The sequence below is a fragment of the Streptomyces pallidus (ex Mingjun et al. 2026) genome, from assembly GCF_051550185.1.
Lineage (GTDB): Bacteria > Actinomycetota > Actinomycetes > Streptomycetales > Streptomycetaceae > Streptomyces.
The window spans coordinates 2,445,928-2,469,987 of sequence record NZ_CP196181.1 but is presented as its reverse complement, the minus strand read 5'-3'; the positions used below and the strand labels follow the sequence as shown (position 1 = coordinate 2,469,987).

Below are 24,060 nucleotides of genomic sequence, written 5' to 3'. Positions count from 1 at the left end.
GAAAGGCCGGGAACCGGAGGAGCAGCCCGAAGGAAATCCTCGCAAGGGATTGACTTCTGGTGGGGTATGGTGTAATTGGCAACACGAGGGTTTCTGGTTCCCTTATTCTAGGTTCGAGTCCTGGTACCCCAGCGCAGTGCAGCAGTAATCGCAGTGCTTTGCCCCCGTTGTGTAGCGGCCTAGCACGCCGCCCTCTCAAGGCGGTAGCGCCGGTTCGAATCCGGTCGGGGGTACAGATCCTTCCCGCGAGGGGTCCTGGGTAGCTCCCGGACATCTTGATGCAGGATCGCTAGGGCCCCCGTTGTGTAGCGGCCTAGCACGCCGCCCTCTCAAGGCGGTAGCGCCGGTTCGAATCCGGTCGGGGGTACTCAGGTTGGTTTAGACCACCTTGGGCTATGGTGTAATTGGCAACACGAAGGTTTCTGGTTCCTTTGTTCTAGGTTCGAGTCCTGGTAGCCCAGCGCAGTACAGCGCACGCTGTACAGCACGCCCCCGTTGTGTAGCGGCCTAGCACGCCGCCCTCTCAAGGCGGTAGCGCCGGTTCGAATCCGGTCGGGGGTACGTTCAGGAGAGGCCCTCCGCGTTCGTCGCGGAGGGCCTCTTCGTCGTTCCCGTGCGGGCCCGCCCGGCGTGCGGTGCACAAGGACGGGCCCGGAGGCGCGTGTTCGGACGTGTGCGGCGTCGTACGCGCCCCCGGGCCCGGGGGGAAGGGGAAGAGGTCGGGAGGTCAGCCGGCGCGGCGCAGGGCCTCGGTCAGACGCGCCGCGGCGTCGATGACGGCCTGGGCGTGCATCCGGCCGGGGTGGCGGGTCAGCCGCTCGATCGGCCCGGAGACCGACACGGCGGCCACCACGCGGTTCGACGGCCCGCGCACCGGCGCCGAGACGGACGCCACACCGGGCTCGCGCTCACCGATCGACTGCGCCCAGCCGCGCCGCCGCACGCCCGAGAGGGCCGTCGCCGTGAAGCGCGCGCCCTGCAGCCCGCGGTGCAGCCGCTCGGGCTCCTCCCAGGCCATGAGGATCTGCGCGGCCGAGCCGGCCTTCATCGGGAGCGTGGAGCCGACGGGCACCGTGTCCCGCAGGCCGGACAGCCGCTCCGCGGCCGCCACGCAGATGCGCATGTCTCCCTGCCGGCGGTAGAGCTGCGCGCTCTCCCCGGTCACGTCCCGGAGGTGGGTGAGTACCGGTCCCGCCGTGGCCAGCAGACGGTCCTCGCCGGCCGCGGCGGCGAGCTCCGCCAGCCGCGGTCCGAGGATGAACCGGCCCTGCATGTCCCTCGCCACCATCCGGTGGTGTTCCAGTGCCACGGCCAGGCGATGTGCCGTGGGTCGTGCGAGCCCTGTCGCCGCGACCAGCCCGGCGAGGGTGGCCGGACCGGACTCCAGTGCGCTCAAAACCAGAGCTGCCTTGTCGAGAACGCCGACGCCGCTAGAGTTGTCCATGAAACGATATTCACGTCTCACACTGTGAAACGCAAGTTCAATTTTTCCAAGAACCAGCGAGTCTGTATGTGCGGGTCCACGAACCACTGGGTCCGAGGCCGTCGTCCGGCACGTGGGGTACCGGCGATCGGCGCACCACATCTCTATGAAGCGCCGGCCGCACCGGCCGGCCGGAGGGAAAGCGATGGGTAGGACACTCGCGGAGAAGGTTTGGGACGACCACGTCGTCCGGCGCGCCGAGGGCGAGCCCGACCTCCTCTTCATCGATCTGCACCTGCTGCACGAGGTGACCAGCCCCCAGGCCTTCGAGGGCCTGCGCCAGGCCGGCCGCAAGGTCCGCCGTCTCGACCTCACCATCGCGACCGAGGACCACAACACCCCCACCCTCGACATCGACAAGCCGATCGCGGACCCGGTCTCCCGGGCCCAGCTGGAGACGCTGCGCAAGAACTGCGCCGAGTTCGGCGTACGGCTGCACCCGCTCGGCGACGTCGAGCAGGGCGTCGTCCACGTCGTGGGACCGCAGCTCGGCCTGACCCAGCCGGGCACCACCGTGGTCTGCGGCGACTCGCACACGTCCACGCACGGCGCCTTCGGCGCCCTCGCCTTCGGCATCGGCACCAGCCAGGTCGAGCACGTCCTGGCCACTCAGACGCTGCCCCTGGCCCGGCCCAGGACGATGGCCATCACCGTCACGGGCGAGCTGGCCGAGGGCGTCACCGCCAAGGACCTGATCCTGGCGATCATCGCCAAGATCGGCACCGGCGGCGGGCAGGGCTACGTCATCGAGTACCGCGGCGAGGCCATCGAGAAGCTGTCGATGGAAGCCCGCATGACCATCTGCAACATGTCGATCGAAGCCGGCGCCCGCGCGGGCATGATCGCCCCCGACCGGACCACCTTCGACTACCTCGCGGGCCGCGACCACGCCCCGACCGGCGAGGACTGGGACGCGGCCGTCGCCTACTGGAAGACCCTGCGCACCGACGAGGACGCCGTCTTCGACGCCGAGGTCGTCATCGACGGCGCCGCCCTGTCGCCGTTCGTCACCTGGGGCACCAACCCGGGCCAGGGCGCCCCGCTGTCGGCCAGCGTCCCCGACCCGGCTTCGTACGAGGACGCCTCGGAGCGCCTCGCCGCCGAAAAGGCCCTGGAGTACATGGGGTTGACGGCCGGGCAGCCGCTGCGGGACATCAAGGTGGACACCGTCTTCGTAGGCTCCTGCACCAACGGCCGGATCGAGGACCTGCGCGCCGTCGCCGACGTCATCAGGGGCCGCAAAGTCGCCGACGGCGTACGGATGCTGGTCGTCCCCGGCTCGGTCCGCGTCGCCCTCCAGGCCGTCGAGGAGGGCCTGGACCAGGTCTTCAAGGAGGCCGGCGCCGAGTGGCGGCACGCCGGGTGCTCCATGTGCCTGGGCATGAACCCCGACCAACTGGCCCCCGGTGAGCGCTCCGCGTCCACCTCCAACCGCAACTTCGAGGGGCGGCAGGGCAAGGGCGGCCGTACGCACCTGGTCTCCCCGCAGGTGGCCGCCGCCACCGCGGTGCTGGGCCACCTGGCCTCGCCCGCCGACCTGTCCGACGTCAACGCCACCGCCGGAGTCTGAACCATGGAAGCCTTCACCACCCACACCGGCCGGGCCGTGCCGCTGCGCCGCAGCAACGTCGACACCGACCAGATCGTCCCGGCCCACTGGCTGAAGAAGATCACCCGCGACGGGTTCGAGGACGGGCTCTTCGAGGCCTGGCGCAAGGACCCCGAGTTCGTCACCAACCGCCCCGAGCGCGCGGGTGCCACGGTGCTGGTCGCCGGCCCCGACTTCGGCACCGGTTCCTCCCGCGAGCACGCCGTCTGGGCCCTGCAGAACTTCGGCTTCAAAGCGGTCATCTCCTCCCGCTTCGCGGACATCTTCCGCGGCAACTCGCTGAAGAACGGACTGCTGACCGTGGTCCTCCCGCAGGAGACCGTCGACCGCCTGTGGGAGCTGACCGAGTCCGACCCGGCCGCCGAGGTGACCGTCGACCTGGTCTCCCGCCAGGTCCGCGCGGCAGGAATCGAGGCGGAGTTCGAACTCGACGACAACGCCCGGTGGCGTCTCCTGGAGGGTCTGGACGACATCTCCCTCACCCTTCAGAACGAAGCTGACATCGCCGCGTACGAAAGCGCCCGGCCCGCCTTCAAGCCGCGTACGATTCGCGCCTGATTACAGCCTGATCAGGGGTTATTCACTTCCTGATGATCACGCGGACATGACTGTGCCCCCCGCCCGACGGCGGGGGGCACAGTCGTGTGTTGAGGCCCCGTGAGGCGACAACTCGCCCCAGATGGCACAATCTGTGCATGGAACGCGACAGTCAACTGGAGCTCTACCGACAAGTCGCGGACCGATTGAAAGAAGCACACACACGGGTGCGCACACTGCAAGTCCCGGAGGGCGTAAGGATGGCGCTGTCCCGGAAGCTGTTGGTCGTCACAGCCGCGGCGAAGCATGATCTCGCCGATGCGGCAAGGCGCCTGGACAGGTTGATGAAGGACCTCGACGAGGGTCGATTCCCTGAAGGCGACTGATGCGAAGGAACTCCGCAACGGGCACTTCCGTTGCGGCACTAGGGTGATTAGCCCGTTTCGTGTTTGATTTGCGGTATATATCCGCCTAACGTGCGAAATAAGCTTGAACACATTCGTTCTGGCGATGTCTCCGAAGGGGAAGACGTGAACAAGGCGCAGCTCGTAGAAGCGATTGCCGACAAGCTGGGCGGCCGCCAGCAGGCCGCCGACGCTGTCGACGCGGTACTGGACGCCATGGTCCGCGCGGTCGTCGCAGGCGACCGGGTCTCGGTCACGGGCTTCGGCTCGTTCGAGAAGGTCGACCGGCCGGCCCGCTACGCCCGCAACCCGCAGACGGGTGAGCGCGTCCGGGTCAAGAAGACCTCCGTTCCCCGGTTCCGTGCGGGTCAGGGCTTCAAGGACCTGGTCAGCGGCACCAAGAAGCTCCCCAAGGGCGACGAGGTGGCCGTGAAGAAGGCGCCCAAGGGCAGCCTGACCGGCGGCGCTTCCGCCACGGTCAAGAAGGCCGCGGCCAAGAAGACCACCGCCGCCAAGAAGGCGGCCGTGAAGAAGACGACGGCGGCCGCCGCGAAGAAGACCACCGCGACCAAGAAGACGACCGCCGCCGCGAAGAAGACCACCGCCGCCAAGAAGACGACGCCCGCGGCGAAGAAGACCACCGCCGCGGCGAAGAAGACGACGCCCGCGAAGAAGACGGCCACCGCCAAGAAGACCGCCCCGGCCACCAAGGCCGCCGCGAAGAAGGCCCCGGCCAAGAAGGCCACGGCGCGCTCGACCGCCGCGAAGAAGACCACCACCGCCGCGAAGAAGACCACCGCCCGCAAGAAGTAGGGCAGCACACGTCTCACACGCCGGGCCGGCTTCCCCCAGGGGAGCCGGCCCGCGGTGCTTCGTCGCCGGTCAGAGGCGTTCTTCGTCAGAACGTCTGCAAGGTGACCAGGGTGATGCGCAAGCTCGTGCCCGCTCCTGCGGTCTCGATCCGGACCCGCTGGCCGGGGCGCAGCAGCCGCAGCCCGCCCGCGTCGAACGCCGGGGCGTCGAACGGCACCGGCGTGCCGTCGTCCAGCAGCACACTGCCGCTGCGGGTCTGGGGGTCGTACGTGTACGCGGTCGCCTGCATACCGGCACTGTATCGGGCGGTGTGGGGACCGACGCCCAGGGAGAGCGCCCGGCGCAGATCCGCCCCCGTGTCCACGTCGCGGCGGACGCTGTCCACCCCCGACAGGGCGATTTCCGCCGCCCCCGAAGCGGAATGCCGGGCCCGAGACGAGCCTCCGAACGAGGGTGCCAATTCCGTATCCGGACCGGCGGAAAGCAGGGTGGTGCCGATTCCCGCGGCATCCGCGAGAAATGCCCGGGGAAATACGGAAGCCGCTTCGAGCACGCGTAGCAATTCCGGCGGACGCAGCGCGGGAAGATCCGCGTTCATCGCGGCGAGCGCCGCCCGGGGCCGGGTCGCGCGTATCTCCCGCGCCCCGTGGACCAGGGCCGCGTTGAGGCCCGCGCCCGGCGCGTCCGGCACGATCCGCGCCCCCAGCCGGGCCAGTTCCGCTCCCGCCCGGGCGTCGTCCGTGACGACCACCACATCCGCCACCGCCGGGCAGGCCAGCGCCCCCGCCACGGTGTCCTGCGCGAACGCCAGGGCCAGCCCCGGCCGCGAGCGGCCCACGGCGGCCGCGAGGCGGCTCTTGGCCACGGCCAGGGGCTTCAGCGGGATCACCAGGCTCCAGGCGGCGTACGTGGCGGTCCCCTTCCCTCCGGTGCCCGGCGGCACCCCCGCGAGCCATGGCCGGGTCATGAGCCGGTCATGCATCGGTCCATTGTCGCCGCCGCCGACCGACCGGGGGCTCCGGCGGGCTGAGCGGGGCGTACGGTGTTCTCGACAGGGACCGGGCCAAAGGCCACACTTGCGGCCGACGAGGTGCCGAAGCCGTGCACCGGTCCACGATCCCAGAGGAAGGTGTCCGAGTGTCCCGCCGCAGAATCGGCTTCTGGTACCGCCTGGCGGCGGTCATCGCAAAACCGCCGCTGGTGGTGCTCTTCAAGCGGGACTGGAAGGGAATGGAGCACATTCCGGCCGACGGCGGATTCATCACCGCCGTCAACCACAACTCGTACCTGGACCCGCTCTCCTACGCGCACTACCAGTACAACACCGGGCGCGTGCCCCGTTTCCTGGCCAAGGCCGCGCTCTTCAAGGTGCCGTTCGTCGGCGCCATCCTGCACGGATCCGGGCAGATCCCCGTCTACCGCGAGACCACCAACGCCCTGGACGCGTTCCGGGCCGCCGTGGAAGCCATCGAGCGCGGCGAGTGCGTGGCCTTCTACCCGGAGGGCACCCTCACCCGCGACCCCGACGTGTGGCCGATGGCCGGCAAGACCGGCGCCGCCCGCGTCGCCCTGATGACCAGGGCGCCGGTCGTCCCGGTGGCCCAGTGGGGCGCCAACCTGGTCATGCCGCCGTACGCCAAGGAGAACAAGGTCCGGCTGTTCCCCCGCAAGACCCTCCAGGTGCTCGCCGGGCCGCCCGTGGACCTCTCCGCGTACTACGACCTGGAACCGACTCCGGAGGTCCTCAAGGAGGCCACCGAGGCCATCATGGCGGCCATCACGGCCCTCCTGGAGGAGCTGCGCGGCGAGAAGGCGCCCGACCAGCCGTACGACCACCGCAAGGCCAGGGCGGAGCAGCGGCGCAAGGCCGCGGGGGAGGGCACCAAGTGACGCGTCCCGTCAAGGCAGCCGTCTTCTCGGCGGGCTCCTGGGGCACCGCCTTCGGCATGGTGCTCGCCGACGCCGGCTGCGAGGTCACCCTGTGGGCCCGCCGCCCCGAGGTCGCCGACGCCATCAACACCGGCCGCACCAACCCGGACTACTTCCCCGGCGTGGAGCTCCCGGCGAACCTGCGCGCCACCACCGACCCGGCCGAGGCCGCCCGCGGCGCCGACTTCACCGTCCTGTCGATCCCCTCCCAGACCCTGCGCGGCAACCTCGCCGAGTGGGCCCCGCTGCTGGCGCCCGACACCGTCCTCGTCTCGCTGATGAAGGGCATCGAACTGGGCACGGCCAAGCGGATGAGCGAGGTCATCGAGGAGGTGGCCAAGGTCCCCGCCGAGCGGGTCGCCGTCGTCACCGGCCCCAACCTGGCCCGCGAGATCGTCGCCCGGCAGCCCGCCGCCGCGGTCGTCGCCTGCTCCGACGGAGCCGTCGCGCAGCGCCTCCAGGCCGCCTGCCACACCCCGTACTTCCGGCCGTACACGAGCACCGACGTCGTCGGCTGCGAGCTCGGCGGCGCCGTGAAGAACGTCATCGGCCTCGCCGTCGGCATCGCGGACGGCATGGGCCTCGGCGACAACACCAAGGGCTCCCTCATCACCCGCGGCCTGGCCGAGGCCACCCGGCTGGGCGTCGCCATGGGCGCCGACCCGCTGACCTTCTCCGGTCTCGCGGGCCTCGGCGACCTGGTCGCCACCTGCTCCTCGCCGCTGTCCAGGAACCACACCTTCGGCACCAACCTCGGCCGCGGGATGACCCTGGAGGAGACCATCGCGGTCACCAAGCAGACCGCCGAGGGCGTCAAGTCCTGCCAGTCGGTGGCCGATCTGGCCCGCCGCCACGGCGTCGACATGCCGATCACCGACACGGTCGTCGAGATCGTCCACCACGGCAAGCCGCCGCTGGTCGCACTGAAGGACCTCATGGCGCGCAGTGCCAAACCGGAACGTCGCTGACACCTTTCCGGACGTTTGAGCGGGTACCCTCGTGGCGATATGAGCAGCGAGAACCTCCCCCAGACCCCTGAGCAGCAGGGCCGCAAGCCCCGCGTGGCCGTCGTGTTCGGCGGCCGCAGCTCGGAACACGCCATCTCGGTCGTCACGGCGGGCGCCGTGCTGCGCGCCATCGACCGCTCCAAGTACGAGGTGCTGCCCATCGGCATCACCACGGACGGGCGGTGGGCGCTGACCGCCGACGAGCCCGAGCGGATGGCCATCGCCGACCGCAAGCTCCCGAGCGTCGCGGAGCTCGCCGAGTCCGACGAGGGCGGCGTCGTGCTCTCCGTGGACCCGGCCAGCCGCGAGGTCGTCTACACCGAGCCGGGCGCCGTTCCCAAGGCGCTGGGCGAGGTCGACGTCGTCTTCCCGATGCTGCACGGCCCGTACGGCGAGGACGGCACCCTGCAGGGCCTGCTGGAGCTCTCCGGCGTCCCGTACGTCGGCTCGGGCGTCCTGGCCTCGGCCGTCGGCCAGGACAAGGAGTACATGAAGCGCGTCTTCACCTCCTTCGGCCTGCCCGTCGGTCCGTACCTGACCGTCCGCCCCCGCGAGTGGGAGGCCGACGCGGAGGCCGCCAAGGCCCGGATCCTGGACTTCGCCGGCGAGCACGGCTGGCCGCTGTTCGTCAAGCCCGCCCGGGCCGGGTCCTCCATCGGCATCACCAAGGTCGACGACGCCTCCGGGCTGGACGCGGCGATCAGCGAGGCCCGCCGCCACGACCCGAAGGTCATCGTGGAGGCGCTGCTGCGCGGCCGCGAGATCGAGTGCGGCGTGCTGGAGTTCGAGGACGGGCCGCGCGCGAGCGCACCCGCGGAGATCCCGCCGGTCTCCAGCCACGACTTCTACGACTTCGAGGCGAAGTACATCGACTCCGCCGCGGGCATCGTGCCCGCCCCGCTCACCCCGGAGCAGACCGCCGAGGTGCAGCGGCTCGCGGTCGAGGCCTTCGAGGCCGCGTCCTGCGAGGGCCTGGTGCGCGCCGACTTCTTCCTCACCGAGGACGGCACCTTCGTCATCAACGAGATCAACACCATGCCCGGTTTCACGCCGATCTCCATGTACCCGCGGATGTGGCAGGAGACGGGCATCTCCTACCCGGAGCTGGTGGACCGGCTGATCCAGGCGGCCCTGCGCCGCTCCACCGGGCTGCGCTAGCCGCCGCCCGCGGCACGGCACGCCCGCCCGCACACGCGAAACCGCCCGCCGGGATTCCCGGCGGGCGGTCGGTGTGTCAGTACGAGGAGATCCCCTCGGGAACGGTCTTGGCCACGGCGTCGGAGAGCCCGACCAGCATCCCCGCGTCCGTGGCGTGCTCCTTGTCGACCCGCACTTCCGTGTACGCCAGCCGCATCCCGGTGGTGAACCGGAAGGAGCCGTCGTCGAGCTTCTCCAGCAGCCAGGCCACCTTGTTCACGTGGACGCCTTCCTGCTTGGGATCGGCCATCTTGGCGGGCTTGGGGATACCGCACCGCAGTACGATCGCCGAGCCGCCCCACGCGGCGGTCAGACCGGACTCCGGGTCGGTGGGAGTCCGTGCCAGACCGGCCACCGTCTCCGGGAGCTCCTCGTGCAGCGCCGCACAGAACCCGGCGACGTCGGCGGGCGGTGTCGGCGGCGGGTCCACCCGGGCCGCGCTGCCGCCCGGGGAGCAGCCCGCGAGGGCTGCTGCCGTGACCAGGGCGGACAGGGCGGGCACACGGACACGGAGCGGCCGGCGGTGCAGTGACATCACCGGCCAAGAGTAGACGGGGGCTACAGATGGACCACCGGGCAGGTCAGGGTGCGGGTGATGCCCTCCACCTGCTGGACGCGGGCGACCACCATCCGGCCGAGATCGTCGACGGTGTCCGCCTGGGCGCGCACGATCACGTCGTACGGGCCCGTCACGTCCTCCGCCTGGATCACCCCCGGGATCTGGCTGATGGACTCGGCGACGAACGACGCCTTGCCCACCTCGGTCTGGATGAGGATGTACGCCTGTACCACGGAACCTCCAGAGCGGCCACGAGGATCGATTCCCCTAACCTCAGGATGGGCCCGTGGACAGCGGGCGGGCCCGGGGAAGAAGGGACGCCACGGTACCGCGTCGCCGTGCACCACGGGGAGACCCGGGTGATCGGTGCCACGCACAGCGGGGCGTACGAAGAGCAGAAGTTGACGTATCAGTTGACGGTACCCAGAGCTGTGACGGGGCGCGACCGCAAGCGGACTGGGCAAGAAGGGGCACAGCGATGAAGGGCACTGTGGGCGAGCTGGGGGAGTTCGGGCTCATTCGGGAGCTCACCTCACGGCTCACCACCACCCCGGCGGTCCGGCTCGGGCCGGGCGACGACGCCGCGGTGGTGTCGGCCCCCGACCGCAGGGTCGTGGCGAGCACGGACATCCTGCTGGAGGGCCGGCACTTCCGGCGCGACTGGTCCACGGCCTACGACGTCGGACGCAAGGCCGCCGCGCAGAACCTCGCCGACATCGCCGCCATGGGCGCGGTACCGACCGCGCTCCTGCTCGGCCTGGTCGTCCCGGCCGAGCTGCCGGTCACCTGGCCCACCGAGCTCATGGACGGCCTGCGCGACGAGTGCCAGGTCGCCGGAGCGGCCGTGGTCGGCGGGGACGTCGTCCGCGGCGACACCATCACCGTCTCCATCACCGCCCTCGGCGACCTGCGCAACCACGAGCCGGTGCTGCGCTCCGGCGCCCAGCCCGGCGACGTCGTCGCCGTCACCGGCTGGCTCGGCTGGTCCGCGGCCGGCTACGCGGTCCTCAAGCGCGGCTTCCGCTCCCCGCGGGCCTTCGTCGAGGCGCACCGGCGCCCCGAGCCGCCGTACCACGCGGGCCCCGCGGCGGCCGGGCTCGGCGCGACCGCGATGACCGACGTGAGCGACGGACTGATCGCCGACCTCGGGCACATCGCGGAGGCCAGCAAGGTGCGGATCGACCTGCGCTCGACGGCCGTCGACATCCCGACGCAGATGCACGACATCGGGCAGGCGGTCGGCGTCGACCCCCTGCAGTGGGTGCTCACCGGCGGAGAGGATCACGCCATCGTGGCGACCTTCCCGCCCAGCGTGAAGCTGCCCGCCCGCTGGAAGGTCATCGGGGAGGTGCTGAACCGGTCCGCGCTGCCCCAGGTGACCGTGGACGGGGCGCCCTGGACCAGCACCGGCGGCTGGGACCACTTCGGCTCCGACCCGTCCCCCGAGGAGATGCCCCGATGAGCGACGCGCCACCGCTGTGCCTGACCGTTGCCGGATCGGACTCCGGTGGTGGCGCCGGCATCCAGGCCGACCTCAAGACCATGCTCGCCCTCGGCGCGCACGGGATGAGCGTCGTGACCGCCGTGACCGCGCAGAACTCCCTCGGCGTGCGCGGGGTATGGGAACTGCCCGCCGAGGCCGTCACCGCCCAGTACCGGGCCGTCGTCGACGACATCGGCGTCCGGGCGGTGAAGACCGGGATGCTCTCCTCCGCCGCCCTGGTGGAGACCGTCGCCGAACTGCTGGCCGGTACGGACGCCCCCGCCGTCGTGGACCCCGTCGGGGTCTCCAAGCACGGGGACGCGCTGCTCGCCCCCTCGGCGCTGGACGCCGTACGACGGGAGCTGCTGCCGCGGGCCACCGTGGCCACGCCCAACCTGGACGAGGTGGCGCAGCTCACCGGCCTGGTCGTGGAGAGCGAGGACGACATGCGGCGGGCCGCCGACGCCGTCCTCGCCCTCGGGTCCGAGTGGGCCCTGGTCAAGGGCGGGCACCTGGCCGCCCACGGCGGCGAGGCGGCCGACCTGCTGACCGACGGCGATACGCAGCTGTGGCTGCGGGCCCCGCGCCACGACAACCGGCACACCCACGGCACCGGCTGCACCCTCGCCGCCGCGATCGCGGCCGGACTCGCCAAGGGACGGGACGTGCCGCAGGCCGTCACGGAGGCCAAGGAGTACGTGACCGGTGCCATCGCGGCCGGCTTCGCACTCGGCGGCGGCATCGGCCCGGTCGACCACGCCTGGCAGTGGCGGCGCTGACACCGCCCACCGGACCCCCGCAACGGACGGAAGCCCGCCGCATCACGTGATGCGGCGGGCTTCCTGGACGGCACACGGCCGGGCAAGGCAAAAGGCCGGTCCACTGGGTGGACCGGCCTTCCGAGCAACCGGAAAGGGCTGCGCTACGACGACGGGACGCGTCAGCGCGAGACCTTGCCGGCCTTGATGCACGAGGTGCAGGCGTTGAGGCGCTTCGGCGTCCCACTGACCACGGCACGCACGCGCTGGATGTTCGGGTTCCAGCGACGGGACGTACGGCGGTGCGAGTGCGAGATGTTGTTGCCGAAGCCCGGCCCCTTGCCGCAAACGTCGCAGTTGGCAGCCACAGGTCACTCCAAAGACTTCAGATGCACTTACAGTGAAATCCGGCGCACCGGATCAGAGATCTGAAGTGGTTTGCCGGGGGAAAACCCGATTCTCATCGGGCAACCGGAGCAGCATACAACGACTGCTGCCGTCCAAGAAAACTACCATGGCCGCCGCTGGGCCCGCCCCGCGGTCCCCGACTGCCGGAGACGCTTCGTTACCCTGCGGTGAACCCTGGCCCGCACAAGGAGGAACGCCCGGTGCCGCACGAGCCGCAGCCGCAGCCCCCCGACGAGCTCGACGCCGCAGCGGTGCGCACCTGGAGCTCGCTGGCCCTGGCCGCGCTGGACCGGGCCCGCGAGGACATCGACGCGATCAACGTCTACCCGGTCGCGGACGCGGACACCGGCACCAACCTCTACCTGACCGCCGAGTCGGCCGACCGCGCCCTGGACGCCGCCGGCACCGCCGCCTCCCTCGGCCAGGCCGTACGGGCCTGGGCGCACGGCGCGCTCATAGGCGCCCGCGGCAACTCCGGGACCATCCTGGCCCAGCTGCTGCGCGGGGTGGCCGACGTCCTGGACGACGAGCCCGCGGGGCGGGGGCCGGACCGGCTGCTGGCCCAGGCCCTGACCCGGGCCGCGCAGGAGGCGTACGAGGCGGTCGCGCACCCCGTCGAGGGGACCATGCTCACCGTGGCCGCCGCGGCGGCGCGGGCCGCCGAGACCGCCGCGGGAGCCGCCGGTGCGGCCGCCGGCAGCGTCGCGGACGTGGCCCGGGCCGCCTACGACGGGGCCCGCGCGGCCCTCGACGACACCCCCCGGCAGCTGGCCGAGCTGGGCCGGGCCGGGGTGGTCGACGCCGGGGGCTGCGGGCTGGTCGCGGTGCTCGGGGCGCTGTGGCAGGCGCTGTCCGGGCAGGAGCCGCCGGCCGCGGAGGCGGTCCGCGGCCGGGGCACCGGGCCCGTACCCGCGTCCGTACCGCAGCAGCAGCGGCAGTGCGACGCCCACGACGAGCCGGACGGACCCGCGTACGAGGTGGTCTACCTGCTGGAGGCCGCCGAGGAGGCGGTGGCGGCGCTGCGCGGGCGACTCGACGGCCTCGGCGACTCCCTCGTCGTGGTCGGCGGCGACCGGCTGTGGAACGTGCACGTCCACGTCGACGACCCCGGAGCCGCCGTGGAGGCCGGCGTCGTCGCTGGACGGCCCTACCGGATCCGCATCACCCACTTCGGCGACGAGCGGCGCCGGGCGGCGCGCGGCGAGTGCGCCCAGCGGGCCGTGGTCGCCGTGGTCCCCGGCGAGGGCCTGGCCGGACTGTGCGCCGAGGCCGGCGCGACCACCGTCCTCACCCCGCCCGGACGGGCCCCCGACCCCGGCGAGCTCGTCGACGCCGTCCGACGGGCCCACGCCCGCGAGGTGGTGCTGCTGCCCGGCGGGGCCGACCAGCGCGCGGTCGCGGCCGCCGCGGCCGAGCGGGCCCGCGCCGACGGCGTGCGGGTCGCGGTGATCCCCACCCGGTCCGCGGTCCAGGGCCTGGCAGCGCTCGCCGTCCACGACCCGGAGGCCACCTTCGACGAGGACGTGGTCGCCATGACCGCGGCCGCCGGCGCCACCCGCTACGCGGAACTCGCCGTCGCCGAACGGCAGTCCTTCACCTCCGCCGGGATCTGCCAGGCCGGCGACGTGCTCGGGCTCATCGACGGCGACGTCGCCGTCATCGGCTCCGGCCTCGCCGACACCGCCGAGGCGGTCCTGGAGCGGATGCTCGGCTCCGGCGGCGAACTCGTCACCCTGGTCCTCGGGCCGCAGGCGCCGGACGCGCTCGCCGCACGGCTGGAGGCGTACGTCCAGCACGGGCACCTGGCCGTGGACACCGTCGTCTACCGGGGCGGCCGCCACTCGGCGCCCCTGCTGATCGGGGTCGAATAGCCGTCTTGTCGGCGCCATGGTGTGCAATGAACAGGTGCCCGCGCTCGACGAAGACCTCAAGAAGACGCTCGGCCCCGCCACCGCCAAGGTGCTGGCCGAGCAGCTCGGCCTGCACACGGCCCTGGACCTGCTCCACCACTACCCGAGGCGGTACGCCGAGCGCGGCGAGCTGACCTCGCTGGACGGGCTCGCCGACCAGCTCGACGAACACGTCACCGTCGTCGCCCAGGTCGCCGACGCCCGGGTCCTGACCTTCAACGGCGGCCGCGGCAAACGCCTGGAAGTGACCATCACCGACGGCAACGGCCGGCTCCAGCTGGTGTTCTTCGGCGCGGGCGTGCACAAGCCGCACAAGGAGCTGCTGCCCGGCCGGCGCGCCATGTTCGCGGGCAAGGTCTCCCTGTTCAACCGCAAGCTCCAGCTGGCCCACCCCGCCTACGAGCCGCTCGGCGCCGACGCGGGCGAGTCCGACGCGGCCGCGGCCTTCGCCGGCAAGCTCATCCCGATCTACCCGGCCTGCAAGCAACTGGAGTCCTGGAAGATCGCCAAGGCCGTCGACGCCGTCCTGCCGCGCGCGGCGGAGGCCGTGGACCCGCTGCCGCCCGCCCTGCGCGAGGGCCGCGGCCTGGTCCCGCTCCACGAGGCCCTGCTGAAGATCCACCGGCCGGGCACCAAGGCCGACATCGAGGACGCCCGGCAGCGCCTGAAGTGGGACGAGGCCTTCGTCCTGCAGACCGCCCTGGCCCGCCGCCGGCACGCGGACTCCCTGCTGCCGGCCGTCCCCCGGCGCCCCGCCCCCGGCGGCCTGCTCGACTCCTTCGACGCCAAGCTGCCGTTCACCCTCACCGAGGGCCAGCAGACCGTCTCCCGCGAGATCTTCGACGACCTGGCCACCGAACACCCCATGCACCGCCTCCTCCAGGGCGAGGTCGGCTCCGGAAAAACGATGGTCGCGCTGCGGGCGATGCTGGCCGTCGTCGACAGCGGAGGGCAGGCCGCGATGCTCGCGCCCACCGAGGTCCTCGCCCAGCAGCACCACCGCTCGATCACCGAGATGATGGGCGAACTCGCCGAGGGCGGAATGCTCGGCGGCTCCGAGCAGGGCACCAAGGTCGTCCTGCTCACCGGCTCCATGGGCGCACCCGCGCGCCGGCAGGCCCTGCTCGACCTGGTCACGGGCGAGGCCGGCATCGTCATCGGCACCCACGCCCTCATCGAGGACAAGGTCCAGTTCCACGACCTCGGTCTGGTCGTCGTCGACGAACAGCACCGCTTCGGCGTGGAGCAGCGGGACGCGCTGCGCTCCAAGGGCAAGCAACCGCCGCACCTGCTGGTGATGACCGCGACCCCGATCCCGCGCACGGTCGCGATGACCGTCTTCGGGGACCTGGAGACCTCCGTCCTCGACCAGCTGCCCGCGGGCCGCTCCCCGATCGCCACCCACGTCGTCCCCGCCAAGGACAAGCCGCACTTCCTCACCCGGGCCTGGGAGCGGGTCCGCGAGGAGGTCGAGGCCGGCCACCAGGCGTACGTGGTCTGCCCCCGTATCGGCGACGACATCGACCAGGCCGACCAGCGCAGGAAGAAGCCGTCCCCCGAGGACGACAGCGAGAAGCGGCCGCCGCTGGCCGTCCTGGAGGTCGCCGAGCAGCTGGCCCGCGGCCCCCTGGCCGGGCTGTCCGTCGAGGTGCTCCACGGCCGGATGGACCCGGCCGACAAGGACGACGTCATGCGGCGCTTCGCCGCCGGCGAGGTCCAGGTGCTGGTGGCCACCACCGTCATCGAGGTCGGCGTGAACGTCCCGAACTCCACCGCCATGGTGATCATGGACGCGGACCGGTTCGGCGTCTCCCAGCTCCACCAGCTCCGCGGCCGCGTCGGCCGCGGCTCCGCCCCCGGCCTGTGCCTGCTGGTCAGCGAGATGCACGAGGCGAGCCCCGCCCGGGCCCGGCTGGCCGCCGTCGCCGCCACGCTCGACGGCTTCGAGCTCTCCAGGATCGACCTCGAACAGCGCCGCGAGGGCGACGTGCTCGGCCAGGCCCAGTCGGGCGTGCGGTCCTCCCTGCGGATGCTCGCGGTCATCGAGGACGAGGAGGTCATCGCCCAGGCCCGCGAGGAGGCCACCCGCGTGGTCGCCGCCGACCCGGAACTGGAGGGGCTCCCCGGCCTCCGGGGCGCCCTGGAGGCCCTGCTCGACGCCGAGCGCGAGCAGTACCTGGAGAAGGGCTGAGCGGGCCGGGCGAGGGCCGGGCGGAACGGCCGGGAGGCACGGCATATCGTGGAGACGCTGTGATCGCCGTAGTGAAGGACCCCAGATGACCCGCGTGATCGCCGGCACCGCCGGAGGGCGACGGCTGGCCGTGCCGCCCGGTACCGGCACCCGGCCGACCTCGGACCGGATGCGCGAAGGCCTGTTCTCCACCTGGGAGTCGCTGCACGGCGTCCAAGGGGCCCGGGTGCTCGACCTGTACGCCGGCTCCGGCGCCGTCGGCCTGGAGGCCCTCTCCCGCGGCGCGGAGCACGCCCTGCTCGTCGAGGCCGACGCCAGGGCCGGCAAGGTGATCCGGGACAACATCAGGAGCCTGGGCCTGCCCGGCGCCGAGTTCCGCGCCGGCAGGGCGGAGCAGATCGTGGCCGTCCCCGCCGGCGGGGAGCCGTACGACGTGGTCTTCCTGGACCCGCCGTACGCCGTGGGCCACGGCGATCTCGGCGAGATCCTGCTCACACTCCGCGCCAACGGCTGGATCACGGACGACGCGCTCGTCACCGTGGAGCGCGGCACCAGGAGCGGTGCGTTCCCCTGGCCCGAGGGATTCGAGCCGCTCCGCTCCCGCAAGTACGGCGAAGGCACCCTGTGGTACGGCCGCGCCGTCTTCACCAGCGAAGAGTCATGATGACCGCTCCTGAGAGCAAGGGGACCAAGTTGCGCCGCGCCGTCTGTCCGGGGTCCTTCGACCCCGTCACCAACGGACACCTCGACATCATCGGCCGGGCCTCCCGGCTGTACGACGTCGTCCACGTCGCCGTCATGATCAACCAGTCCAAGAAGGGGCTGTTCACCGTCGAGGAGCGGATCGAGCTGCTCCGCGAGGCGACCGCCGGGTACGGCAACGTCGAGGTCGAGTCCTTCCACGGACTGCTCGTCGACTTCTGCAAGCAGCGCGACATCCCCGCCATCGTCAAGGGGCTGCGCGCCGTCAGCGACTTCGACTACGAGCTGCAGATGGCGCAGATGAACATCGGACTCACCGGCGTCGAGACCCTGTTCGTGCCCACCAACCCCACCTACAGCTTCCTGTCGTCCTCCCTGGTCAAGGAGGTCGCGGCATGGGGCGGAGACGTCTCCCACCTACTGCCCCCGCACGTGCACGCGGCGCTGACCGCGAGGCTCGCCGAACGCTGACCGGCTGACGGGGCCCCAACCGGTGTCCGGCGCCGCTCCCGTGGGCTTACAGTCGTCCCGTCCGTCTCGGGACCTGCCCGAGGCCGAGGAACTGCGAGCCCCCATGGACGTGCAGAAGAAGCTCGACGAGATCGTCGCGGCCGTCGGCAGCGCCCGCTCCATGCCCATGTCGGCCTCCTGCGTGATCAACCGCGCCGAGCTGCTCGCCCTGCTCGACGAGGTGCGCCAGGCGCTCCCCGGCTCGCTGGCGCAGGCGCAGGAGCTCATCGGCGGCCGTGAGCAGATGGTCGAGGAGGCCCGGCGCGAGGCGGAGCGGATCATCGAGTCCGCCCACCACCAGCGCGGCACGCTGATCTCCGACACCGAGGTCGCGCGCCGCTCGCGGGAGGAGGGGGACCGCATCCTCGCCGAGGCGCACCGGGAGGCCGCGGAGGTCCGCGCGCAGGCCGACGACTACGTCGACAGCAAGCTCGCGAACTTCGAGGTCGTGCTCACCAAGACCATCGGCTCGGTGGACCGCGGCCGCGAGAAGCTGCTGGGCCGCGGTCCCGGGCTGGACGAGCGCGGCTACCCGGACGCGGACGCCCCCGAGCCCAGCGCCGACCCGGAGACCCGGCGCCGGCAGGCGGACGCGTACGTGGACACCAAGCTGGCGACCTTCGAGGCGGTGCTCAGCAAGACCCTGGAGGCGGTCGGCCGCGGCCGGCAGAAGCTCCTGGGCCAGGTGCCCACGGACGACCTGGGCGCCCACGTCGCCGCCCAGGACGCCGCGGGCGTGCCGCAGTCCCGGTCGACCAGCGACGCCGACTTCCTGGCGGGCCTGGCCGAGCCGGAGCAGCCCCTCCGGGCCCCGGCCCCCGTGATCCCGGCGCAGGCCGCGGCGGAGCCCGCCTACGACGCGTACGGCTACGGGCAGCAGCCCGGCCCGCAGGACGGCTATGCAGCTCCGGGCGGCGGTCCCACCGCAGCGGCGGCCTACGCCGCGCCGTCCTACGCGGACCCGTACGGGTACCAGCAGCAGCCCCCGGCCCAGCCGGACCCGTACGCGGCGGCCTACGGCGGCCAGTCCGACCCGTACGCGGCCTACGGGCAGCAGGGGGCGGCGGCAGGGGCGGGACGCCCGCAGCAGGGCGCGCTCGACGAGACCAGCTTCTTCGACACGGGCATGATCGACCTCGACCAGCTCCGCCGCTACGAACAGGGTCGCTGAACCCGGATTGGGCTCAGGGCGGAGCGCCGGGTATCCTGGCTGTTCGGTCGCGCGTATGCGTCGCGATCCCTGCTGCCCTTGAGCGGCGGAATTCTTGATCTTCAGCGATCTGTGAAAGCAGGAACGGCCCTGAACACCCGCCTCGACCACCGCAACCCCCTCGTGTTCGACACGCACGAGCTGGGTCGGCGTCCTGGTGCCATGCAGCGGCTGTCCCGCGAGATCGCGGCTCCGGCGGACCTCGGTATCGCCGGCGTCATCGAAGTGCCGGAAGGTGCTCCGCTGGAGCTGGAACTCCGTCTGGAGTCGGTCATGGAAGGGGTGCTCGTCACAGGCACCGTCCGTGCATCGGCCGAGGGGGAGTGCGTAAGGTGTCTGGAGCCCGTCGGTCGCGAGATCGATGCGGACTTCCAGGAGATGTTCTCGTACCCTGACGCCGACGACCGGGGCCGCCCCAAGGCGGAGCCGGCCGACGACGCCGAGGACGACGAGGACACGCTCTACCTCGAGGACGGCCTGTTCGACCTCGAACCCGTGCTGCGTGACGCGGTGGTGCTCGCACTGCCGCTGCAGCCGGTGTGCCGGGAGGACTGTCTCGGACTGTGCCCGCAGTGCGGTGCCAGCCTGAACGACGACCCGGAGCACCACCACGACGCCGTCGACATCCGTTGGGCGGCTTTGCAGGAACTCGTCGGGACCGATCAGGACGGCGAGAAGGACAACATGAGCGGCACTGCATCTGACGACGTTCAGAGCGCCGCCGAGAAGCAGGAGAAGTAGCCGTGGCTGTTCCGAAGCGGAAGATGTCGCGCAGCAACACGCGCCACCGCCGGTCGCAGTGGAAGGCTGCGGTCCCCACCCTGGTTTCGTGTGAGCGTTGCCAGGAGCCGAAGCAGCAGCACATCGCGTGCCCGAGCTGCGGCACCTACAACAAGCGCCAGGTCCTCGAGGTCTGAGCGGCTGGTGAGAGGCGCAATGTCTGAGCTGTCCAACGCTGAAGAGCAGGCAGACAGTAAGAACGCGGCCTCGTCCCACACGCTTCTGGAAGGGCGGCTCGGGTATCGACTCGAGTCCGCCCTTCTGGTGCGTGCCCTGACCCACCGCTCGTACGCGTACGAGAACGGCGGCCTGCCCACGAACGAGCGTCTGGAGTTCCTCGGGGACTCCGTTCTCGGACTGGTGGTCACGGACACGCTGTACAACACCCACCCCGACCTGCCGGAAGGCCAGCTGGCCAAACTGCGGGCCGCGGTGGTGAACTCGCGTGCTCTGGCGGAAGTGGGGCGCGGCCTCGACCTCGGCTCCTTCATCCGGCTCGGCCGGGGCGAAGAGGGCACGGGCGGCCGGGACAAGGCCTCCATCCTCGCCGACACCCTGGAAGCGGTGATCGGCGCGGTCTACCTCGACAAGGGGCTCGACGCGGCTTCTGAGCTGGTGCACCGGCTCTTCGACCCGCTGATCGAGAAGTCCTCCAACCTCGGGGCCGGCCTGGACTGGAAGACCAGCCTCCAGGAGCTGACGGCCGCCGAAGGCCTTGGCGTGCCCGAGTACCTGGTCACCGAGACCGGTCCGGACCACGAGAAGACCTTCACTGCTGCCGCCCGCGTCGGTGGTGTCTCGTACGGCACCGGCACCGGCCGCAGCAAGAAGGAAGCGGAACAGCAGGCGGCCGAGTCCGCGTGGCGCGGCATCCGCGCCGCGGCGGACGAGCGGAAGGCGGCGGAGGCCGCCGCCTCCGACGGCGCTCCGGCCGGGGCCGGGGAAGGCGGGTCGCCGACGCCCGCCGGTCCCACGCCGAAGGTCTGACCCTTCCTTCCGATCCCCCGCGGATCCTCCCGCCCGCCCCCTGCCCGCGCAGGGGCGGGCGGTTCTGCGTTTCCGGGCGGGGGCCGGGCACGGGTGGCGGGCCGGTAGGCTCGCGGCGGAGCCCCGAACAGCCGTACCCCACCGGAGGAACACCGTGCCCGAGTTGCCCGAGGTCGAAGTGGTGCGGCGGGGCCTGGAGCGCTGGGTGGCCGGGCGGACCGTCGACGCCGTCGAGGTGCTGCACCCGCGCGCCGTGCGCCGGCACCCGGCCGGCGGGGCCGACTTCGCGGCGCGGCTGGCGGGCCAGACCATCGGCGTGCCGCAGCGGCGCGGGAAGTACCTGTGGCTCCCCCTGGAAGGGCGGGAGCTGTCCGTCCTCGGCCACCTCGGCATGAGCGGACAGCTGCTGGTGCAGCCCGAGGACGCACCCGACGAGAAGCACCTGCGCATCCGCCTGCGCTTCAAGGACGACACGGGCACCGAGCTCCGCTTCGTCGACCAGCGCACCTTCGGCGGGCTCTCGCTCCACGACACCACGCTCGACGGGCTGCCCGACGTCATCGCGCACATCGCCCGCGACCCGCTGGACCCGCTCTTCGACGAGGACGCCTACCACCGCGCGCTGCGGGCGAGGCGGACCACGGTCAAGCGGGCCCTGCTCGACCAGTCCCTGATCAGCGGCGTCGGCAACATCTACGCCGACGAGGCGCTGTGGCGGGCCCGGCTGCACTACGAGCGCCCCACCGCCACCCTCACGCGCCCGCGGAGCACGGAACTCCTCGGCCACGTCCGGGACGTGATGAACGCGGCCCTGGCGGTCGGCGGCACCAGCTTCGACAGCCTCTACGTCAACGTGAACGGCGAGTCGGGCTACTTCGACCGCTCGCTCGACGCCTACGGGCGCGAGGACGAGCCCTGCCGGCGCTGCGGCACCCCGGTGCGCCGCCGCCCCTGGATGAACCGCTCCAGCTATTTCTGCCCGCGCTGTCAGCGGCCGCCGCGCGTGGTGTCGTAGGACTCCCGGGCGGCCAGGACCTGCGGCATGCTGCCCTCCAGGAAGTGGATGAGGGCGAGCAGCCGGTCGGCCACCTCGATCCCGAGCGGGGTCAGCTCGTAGTCGACGCGCGGTGGGTTCGTCGGCTGCGCCTCGCGGTGGACGATGCCGTCGCGCTCCAGCGCCTGGAGGGTCTGCGAGAGCATCTTCTCGCTGACGCCGTCCACCTTGCGGCGCAGCTCGTTGAAGCGGCAGGAGCCGTCGCGCAGGGCGCCCACGGTGAGGCTGCCCCAGCGGCCGGTGACGTGCTCCAGCGTCTCCCGGGACGGGCAGGCCCGGGCGAAGGCGTCGAACGGCAGTGCTGTCGTCTCCATGCGGGCAGCTTAGCCGCGCACAGCGCTTGCGGACAGACAGCGCTGTCGTGCGGTTAGTGGGCGGGCCCGGGCCGGCCCCGGGCCCGGGGCCGGGTCAGTAGCCGAAGTCCTGGGTCCACCAGGGGCCGCCGGCCGCGACGTGAACGCCCACGCCGAGGGTGCGGAACTCGCAGTTGAGGATGTTGGCCTTGTGGCCGGGGCTGTTCATCCACGCGTTCATCGCGGCCTGGGCGTCGCCCTGGCCGCGGGCTATGTTCTCGCCGCCGAGACCGGAGATGCCCGCGTTCGTGGCGCGGTCCCACGGCGTGTTGCCGTCGGGGTCGGTGTGGTCGAAGAAGCCGCGGACGGCCATGTCCTTGCTGAAGGCCGCGGCGAGCGCCGCGAGCGGCGGGTTGGCCCGCACCGGACCGCAGCCCGCCTGTGCGCGCGCCTGGTTGACCAGGGTGACCACGGCGGCCTCCTCGGCGGAGTGGCCGTCGTCGGGCGTGGGCGCGGCGGTGGGCGGCTTCGGCGCGACCGGTACGGGCTTGGGTGCGACGGGCAGGGGCTTCGGTGCGGCGGGCACGGGCTTCGGGGCGACCGGCTTCGGGGCGACCGGCTCCGGCTTGGGCGGGACCGGCTTCGGCGCGACCGGCTCCGGCTTGGGCAGGACCGGCTTCGGCGCGACCGGCTGGGGAGCCGCCGGCTCGGGGGCGGTCGCGGCCCTCTCCGACGCCTCCGCCGCGGCGGACGGGGAAGGCGAGGCGGCAGCGCTCGCCGAGGCCGACGGGGAGGGGGAGGCCGACGGGGACCCGGAGGGCGAGGTGGTGGCCGACCCGGGGGCGGAGGAGGCGCGGCCCGACAGGTTGGCGAGGCCGCCGACCTGGTGCTCGACCGGGGCGGTGGGCCGGGTGGGGGGCGTGGGCCTCGCCTGCGGGCGGTCGGTGGCGGAGCCGGCGGGGGCGACCCCCACGTACGGGAAGGAGGAGCCCACCGGGACCACGCCGGTGGTGACGGCCGCCGTGGCCAGGACCACGGCGACGGAGGCACCCAGCAGGCCGGCGCGCGCGGTGGTGCGGCGCCTGTCGACACGGTGCGGCGCCGCGGGGAGTCGGTGGCGTCCCATCGGTCCTGCCTTCCTCATAAGTCCAAGATCAACCTTTGTGCACCCAAATGGGTGAGTTCATTGCTGCGCGACTGTACCGTCGGCGGTGCCCGGGGGCGATGCCCTGCGTGATCGCGCGCCCGGTTAGCGTTCACGCATGAACGAAGACGTCCGTCTGACCGCCTGGGTGCGCGGTCGTGTGCAGCGAGTGGGCTTCCGCTGGTTCACCAGGGCTAATGCGCTGGAGATCGGCGGGCTCGTCGGCTTCGCGCTCAACCTCGACGACGGGCGAGTGCAGGTGGTCGCCGAAGGTCAACGTGAGAATTGCCACCGGCTGCTCGACTGGCTGCGTTCCGCCGACACGCCCGGGAGGGTCGACGGAGTGACGGAAATCTGGGGGACTCCGCGCGGCGGCTACGACGACTTCGGGATCAGGTGAGCGCTCGGATGATCATGCACTGATCAGATCTCCGGACCTCGCACACAGGGCCGGATCTGCGCATTCGTCCCCGGCGCGTTGCCGGGGGCGTCGAACCGTGGAAGGCTCGGAAGAGCAGACGATCTCCGTGCCCCCTGGGAGGGCCGGGCGGCCCGCCGATACGGGGCGTGATCGTGTTGACCGTCAAACTTTTTGGTGAGACGCTGGAAGCCCCGCGCACCTGAGCTGTTTGGCAGTGATGGAGAGTAGTAAGCGCAGTGACTGACCGTCGCTGTCGGACATCCGCGGGTGCGATTCCCTCACGACCCACACCGCTTCGGTCGGTCACTCAGTGTGGAGGACCATCCATCATGGCAAAGGCGCTTCTCGGTTACGTCGGCGGCTCCGACCCGCGACTCCTCGCCGAGATGCGACGGCTTCAGCAGCGCGTCCAGGACCTCGAGTCCGAGCTCGTACGGATTCAGTCCGAAAACGACGCGCTGAACGCGGCCGCCGCTCAGCACGGAGACTCGCTGCTGGACCGCATCGACATCGACGTACCCCAGGCGGAGCCTGCGCTCACCTGATCCGCGCTCACTCGTCGCTCGATTCCAGCCCGGCACGATCTGCAAGGGACGCTTCGGCGTCCCTTCTTCCTTTCGCGAAGCCGAATTCCCTGACGTCACTTGTGCCCTGCACCTTCGTGGGTGAAA

The 24,060-nt window shown here is 71.9% G+C and carries 26 protein-coding genes, 5 tRNA genes and 1 pseudogene; 25 read left to right on the top strand and 7 right to left on the bottom strand.

Annotation, left to right across the window (positions count from 1 at the left end):
* Positions 1–60: 60 nt before the first annotated feature.
* The 5 genes from ACSHWO_RS10470 to ACSHWO_RS10450 all read left to right on the top strand — a co-directional run bounded on the left by ACSHWO_RS10470 (position 61) and on the right by ACSHWO_RS10450 (position 561).
* Positions 61–132: transfer RNA gene (locus tag ACSHWO_RS10470), tRNA-Gln, on the top strand.
* A gap of 28 nt (positions 133–160) precedes the next feature.
* Positions 161–233 (top strand) — tRNA-Glu (locus tag ACSHWO_RS10465).
* Positions 234–294: 61 nt separating this feature from the next.
* Positions 295–367: transfer RNA gene (locus ACSHWO_RS10460), tRNA-Glu, on the top strand.
* Between the two features lie 22 nt (positions 368–389).
* A tRNA-Gln gene (locus ACSHWO_RS10455) sits at positions 390–461 on the top strand.
* Between the two features lie 27 nt (positions 462–488).
* A tRNA-Glu gene (locus tag ACSHWO_RS10450) sits at positions 489–561 on the top strand.
* A 166-nt stretch (positions 562–727) separates the two neighbouring features.
* Here the strand turns inward: ACSHWO_RS10450 and ndgR are convergent.
* Positions 728–1,444, bottom strand: a complete 717-nt coding sequence (gene ndgR / locus ACSHWO_RS10445; RefSeq protein WP_114054338.1) for an IclR family transcriptional regulator NdgR — start codon at positions 1,442–1,444, stop codon at positions 728–730.
* Positions 1,445–1,628: 184 nt separating this feature from the next.
* Between ndgR and leuC the strand changes: the two genes are divergently transcribed.
* The 4 genes from leuC (at position 1,629) to ACSHWO_RS10425 (ending at position 4,846) form a co-directional block, all read left to right on the top strand.
* Positions 1,629–3,053 carry a 3-isopropylmalate dehydratase large subunit gene (gene leuC, locus ACSHWO_RS10440; protein WP_438311361.1) on the top strand — a complete coding sequence of 475 codons (1,425 nt, stop codon included), beginning with the start codon at positions 1,629–1,631 and terminating at the stop codon, positions 3,051–3,053.
* A 3-nt stretch (positions 3,054–3,056) separates the two neighbouring features.
* Positions 3,057–3,650, top strand: coding sequence for a 3-isopropylmalate dehydratase small subunit (leuD, locus tag ACSHWO_RS10435; RefSeq protein WP_438311359.1), 594 nt, complete (start codon positions 3,057–3,059; stop codon positions 3,648–3,650).
* 137 nt (positions 3,651–3,787) lie between these two features.
* On the top strand, positions 3,788–4,015 hold the full coding sequence (locus ACSHWO_RS10430) for a hypothetical protein (protein WP_361095164.1): 228 nt from the start codon (positions 3,788–3,790) through the stop codon (positions 4,013–4,015).
* 144 nt (positions 4,016–4,159) lie between these two features.
* Complete coding sequence (locus tag ACSHWO_RS10425; RefSeq protein WP_361095167.1) at positions 4,160–4,846, top strand: HU family DNA-binding protein; 687 nt, start codon at positions 4,160–4,162, stop codon at positions 4,844–4,846.
* A gap of 289 nt (positions 4,847–5,135) precedes the next feature.
* Here the strand turns inward: ACSHWO_RS10425 and cofC are convergent.
* Positions 5,136–5,813: pseudogene (gene cofC, locus ACSHWO_RS10420) on the bottom strand (2-phospho-L-lactate guanylyltransferase); the annotation flags it as partial.
* 170 nt (positions 5,814–5,983) lie between these two features.
* On the opposite strand from cofC, the gene ACSHWO_RS10415 reads away from it, so the two are divergent.
* The 3 genes from ACSHWO_RS10415 to ACSHWO_RS10405 are packed head-to-tail and all read left to right on the top strand — an operon-like array spanning position 5,984 to position 8,940.
* Positions 5,984–6,736, top strand: coding sequence for a lysophospholipid acyltransferase family protein (locus tag ACSHWO_RS10415; protein ID WP_361095170.1), 753 nt, complete (start codon positions 5,984–5,986; stop codon positions 6,734–6,736).
* Positions 6,733–7,743, top strand: coding sequence for an NAD(P)H-dependent glycerol-3-phosphate dehydrogenase (locus tag ACSHWO_RS10410; protein WP_361095173.1), 1,011 nt, complete (start codon positions 6,733–6,735; stop codon positions 7,741–7,743). Before ACSHWO_RS10415 ends, ACSHWO_RS10410 begins: the two co-directional genes overlap by 4 nt.
* 39 nt (positions 7,744–7,782) lie before the next feature.
* Positions 7,783–8,940: a D-alanine--D-alanine ligase family protein gene (locus ACSHWO_RS10405; protein WP_385849188.1), complete on the top strand. Its 1,158-nt coding sequence runs from the start codon at positions 7,783–7,785 to the stop codon at positions 8,938–8,940.
* 76 nt (positions 8,941–9,016) lie between these two features.
* On the opposite strand, the gene ACSHWO_RS10400 is transcribed toward ACSHWO_RS10405, so the two are convergent.
* Positions 9,017–9,514, bottom strand: coding sequence for a DUF3515 domain-containing protein (locus ACSHWO_RS10400; RefSeq protein WP_438319036.1), 498 nt, complete (start codon positions 9,512–9,514; stop codon positions 9,017–9,019).
* Positions 9,515–9,537: 23 nt separating this feature from the next.
* Positions 9,538–9,771, bottom strand: a complete 234-nt coding sequence (locus tag ACSHWO_RS10395) for an Lrp/AsnC family transcriptional regulator (protein WP_179172577.1) — start codon at positions 9,769–9,771, stop codon at positions 9,538–9,540.
* A 245-nt stretch (positions 9,772–10,016) separates the two neighbouring features.
* Here ACSHWO_RS10395 and ACSHWO_RS10390 point away from each other — a divergent pair, with 245 nt between their 5' ends.
* Positions 10,017–11,000, top strand: a complete 984-nt coding sequence (locus tag ACSHWO_RS10390; protein WP_385849189.1) for a thiamine-phosphate kinase — start codon at positions 10,017–10,019, stop codon at positions 10,998–11,000.
* Entirely contained in the window at positions 10,997–11,800 is an 804-nt protein-coding gene (gene thiD / locus ACSHWO_RS10385) for a bifunctional hydroxymethylpyrimidine kinase/phosphomethylpyrimidine kinase (protein WP_438311354.1), read from the top strand. Before ACSHWO_RS10390 ends, thiD begins: the two co-directional genes overlap by 4 nt.
* A gap of 161 nt (positions 11,801–11,961) precedes the next feature.
* Here the strand turns inward: thiD and rpmB are convergent, their stop codons facing one another.
* Entirely contained in the window at positions 11,962–12,147 is a 186-nt protein-coding gene (gene rpmB, locus ACSHWO_RS10380) for a 50S ribosomal protein L28 (RefSeq protein WP_064070327.1), read from the bottom strand.
* A gap of 240 nt (positions 12,148–12,387) precedes the next feature.
* Between rpmB and ACSHWO_RS10375 the strand changes: the two genes are divergently transcribed.
* The 9 genes from ACSHWO_RS10375 to mutM all read left to right on the top strand — a co-directional run bounded on the left by ACSHWO_RS10375 (position 12,388) and on the right by mutM (position 21,492).
* Positions 12,388–14,058 carry a DAK2 domain-containing protein gene (locus ACSHWO_RS10375; protein WP_438311351.1) on the top strand — a complete coding sequence of 557 codons (1,671 nt, stop codon included), beginning with the start codon at positions 12,388–12,390 and terminating at the stop codon, positions 14,056–14,058.
* Positions 14,059–14,074: 16 nt separating this feature from the next.
* On the top strand, positions 14,075–16,288 hold the full coding sequence (gene recG / locus ACSHWO_RS10370; RefSeq protein ID WP_438311349.1) for an ATP-dependent DNA helicase RecG: 2,214 nt from the start codon (positions 14,075–14,077) through the stop codon (positions 16,286–16,288).
* Between the two features lie 85 nt (positions 16,289–16,373).
* A complete protein-coding gene (gene rsmD / locus ACSHWO_RS10365; RefSeq protein WP_361095192.1) occupies positions 16,374–16,952 on the top strand; it encodes a 16S rRNA (guanine(966)-N(2))-methyltransferase RsmD in 579 nt (192 codons plus the stop codon).
* A 29-nt stretch (positions 16,953–16,981) separates the two neighbouring features.
* Positions 16,982–17,461: a pantetheine-phosphate adenylyltransferase gene (gene coaD / locus ACSHWO_RS10360; protein WP_361095465.1), complete on the top strand. Its 480-nt coding sequence runs from the start codon at positions 16,982–16,984 to the stop codon at positions 17,459–17,461.
* Between the two features lie 103 nt (positions 17,462–17,564).
* Positions 17,565–18,671, top strand: coding sequence for a cell division initiation protein (locus ACSHWO_RS10355; protein ID WP_438311347.1), 1,107 nt, complete (start codon positions 17,565–17,567; stop codon positions 18,669–18,671).
* 111 nt (positions 18,672–18,782) lie between these two features.
* Positions 18,783–19,451, top strand: coding sequence for a YceD family protein (locus ACSHWO_RS10350; protein WP_385849194.1), 669 nt, complete (start codon positions 18,783–18,785; stop codon positions 19,449–19,451).
* 2 nt (positions 19,452–19,453) lie between these two features.
* Positions 19,454–19,627, top strand: coding sequence for a 50S ribosomal protein L32 (gene rpmF / locus ACSHWO_RS10345; protein WP_026165248.1), 174 nt, complete (start codon positions 19,454–19,456; stop codon positions 19,625–19,627).
* A 19-nt stretch (positions 19,628–19,646) separates the two neighbouring features.
* Positions 19,647–20,477, top strand: a complete 831-nt coding sequence (rnc, locus tag ACSHWO_RS10340) for a ribonuclease III (protein WP_361095199.1) — start codon at positions 19,647–19,649, stop codon at positions 20,475–20,477.
* Between the two features lie 154 nt (positions 20,478–20,631).
* On the top strand, positions 20,632–21,492 hold the full coding sequence (gene mutM / locus ACSHWO_RS10335) for a bifunctional DNA-formamidopyrimidine glycosylase/DNA-(apurinic or apyrimidinic site) lyase (protein WP_361095203.1): 861 nt from the start codon (positions 20,632–20,634) through the stop codon (positions 21,490–21,492).
* Here mutM and ACSHWO_RS10330 read toward each other — a convergent pair.
* Positions 21,465–21,845, bottom strand: a complete 381-nt coding sequence (locus ACSHWO_RS10330) for a winged helix-turn-helix transcriptional regulator (protein WP_361095206.1) — start codon at positions 21,843–21,845, stop codon at positions 21,465–21,467. The two genes, mutM and ACSHWO_RS10330, sit on opposite strands and share 28 nt — an antisense overlap.
* Positions 21,846–21,939: 94 nt before the next feature.
* Positions 21,940–22,950, bottom strand: a complete 1,011-nt coding sequence (locus tag ACSHWO_RS10325; RefSeq protein ID WP_438311342.1) for a CAP domain-containing protein — start codon at positions 22,948–22,950, stop codon at positions 21,940–21,942.
* 136 nt (positions 22,951–23,086) lie between these two features.
* Between ACSHWO_RS10325 and ACSHWO_RS10320 the strand changes: the two genes are divergently transcribed.
* Both ACSHWO_RS10320 and ACSHWO_RS10315 read left to right on the top strand, forming a co-directional pair.
* A complete protein-coding gene (locus tag ACSHWO_RS10320; RefSeq protein ID WP_438311339.1) occupies positions 23,087–23,368 on the top strand; it encodes an acylphosphatase in 282 nt (93 codons plus the stop codon).
* A gap of 350 nt (positions 23,369–23,718) precedes the next feature.
* Positions 23,719–23,934, top strand: coding sequence for a hypothetical protein (locus ACSHWO_RS10315; RefSeq protein WP_030162422.1), 216 nt, complete (start codon positions 23,719–23,721; stop codon positions 23,932–23,934).
* Positions 23,935–24,060 lie beyond the last annotated feature (126 nt).

Bases quoted from the DNA above. Each gene is read 5' to 3' on its own strand.
- ACSHWO_RS10315 (WP_030162422.1), top strand. From the start codon at position 23,719: ATGGCAAAGGCGCTTCTCGGTTACGTCGGCGGCTCCGACCCGCGACTC.
- leuD (WP_438311359.1), top strand. From the start codon at position 3,057: ATGGAAGCCTTCACCACCCACACCGGCCGGGCCGTGCCGCTGCGCCGC.
- ACSHWO_RS10320 (WP_438311339.1), top strand. From the start codon at position 23,087: ATGAACGAAGACGTCCGTCTGACCGCCTGGGTGCGCGGTCGTGTGCAG.
- leuC (WP_438311361.1), top strand. From the start codon at position 1,629: ATGGGTAGGACACTCGCGGAGAAGGTTTGGGACGACCACGTCGTCCGG.
- recG (WP_438311349.1), top strand. From the start codon at position 14,075: ATGGTGTGCAATGAACAGGTGCCCGCGCTCGACGAAGACCTCAAGAAG.
- ACSHWO_RS10405 (WP_385849188.1), top strand. From the start codon at position 7,783: ATGAGCAGCGAGAACCTCCCCCAGACCCCTGAGCAGCAGGGCCGCAAG.
- ndgR (WP_114054338.1), bottom strand. From the start codon at position 1,444: ATGGACAACTCTAGCGGCGTCGGCGTTCTCGACAAGGCAGCTCTGGTT.
- ACSHWO_RS10355 (WP_438311347.1), top strand. From the start codon at position 17,565: ATGGACGTGCAGAAGAAGCTCGACGAGATCGTCGCGGCCGTCGGCAGC.
- ACSHWO_RS10430 (WP_361095164.1), top strand. From the start codon at position 3,788: ATGGAACGCGACAGTCAACTGGAGCTCTACCGACAAGTCGCGGACCGA.
- ACSHWO_RS10390 (WP_385849189.1), top strand. From the start codon at position 10,017: ATGAAGGGCACTGTGGGCGAGCTGGGGGAGTTCGGGCTCATTCGGGAG.
- ACSHWO_RS10330 (WP_361095206.1), bottom strand. From the start codon at position 21,845: ATGGAGACGACAGCACTGCCGTTCGACGCCTTCGCCCGGGCCTGCCCG.
- ACSHWO_RS10400 (WP_438319036.1), bottom strand. From the start codon at position 9,514: ATGTCACTGCACCGCCGGCCGCTCCGTGTCCGTGTGCCCGCCCTGTCC.
- thiD (WP_438311354.1), top strand. From the start codon at position 10,997: ATGAGCGACGCGCCACCGCTGTGCCTGACCGTTGCCGGATCGGACTCC.
- rnc (WP_361095199.1), top strand. From the start codon at position 19,647: ATGTCTGAGCTGTCCAACGCTGAAGAGCAGGCAGACAGTAAGAACGCG.
- rsmD (WP_361095192.1), top strand. From the start codon at position 16,374: ATGACCCGCGTGATCGCCGGCACCGCCGGAGGGCGACGGCTGGCCGTG.
- ACSHWO_RS10325 (WP_438311342.1), bottom strand. From the start codon at position 22,950: ATGGGACGCCACCGACTCCCCGCGGCGCCGCACCGTGTCGACAGGCGC.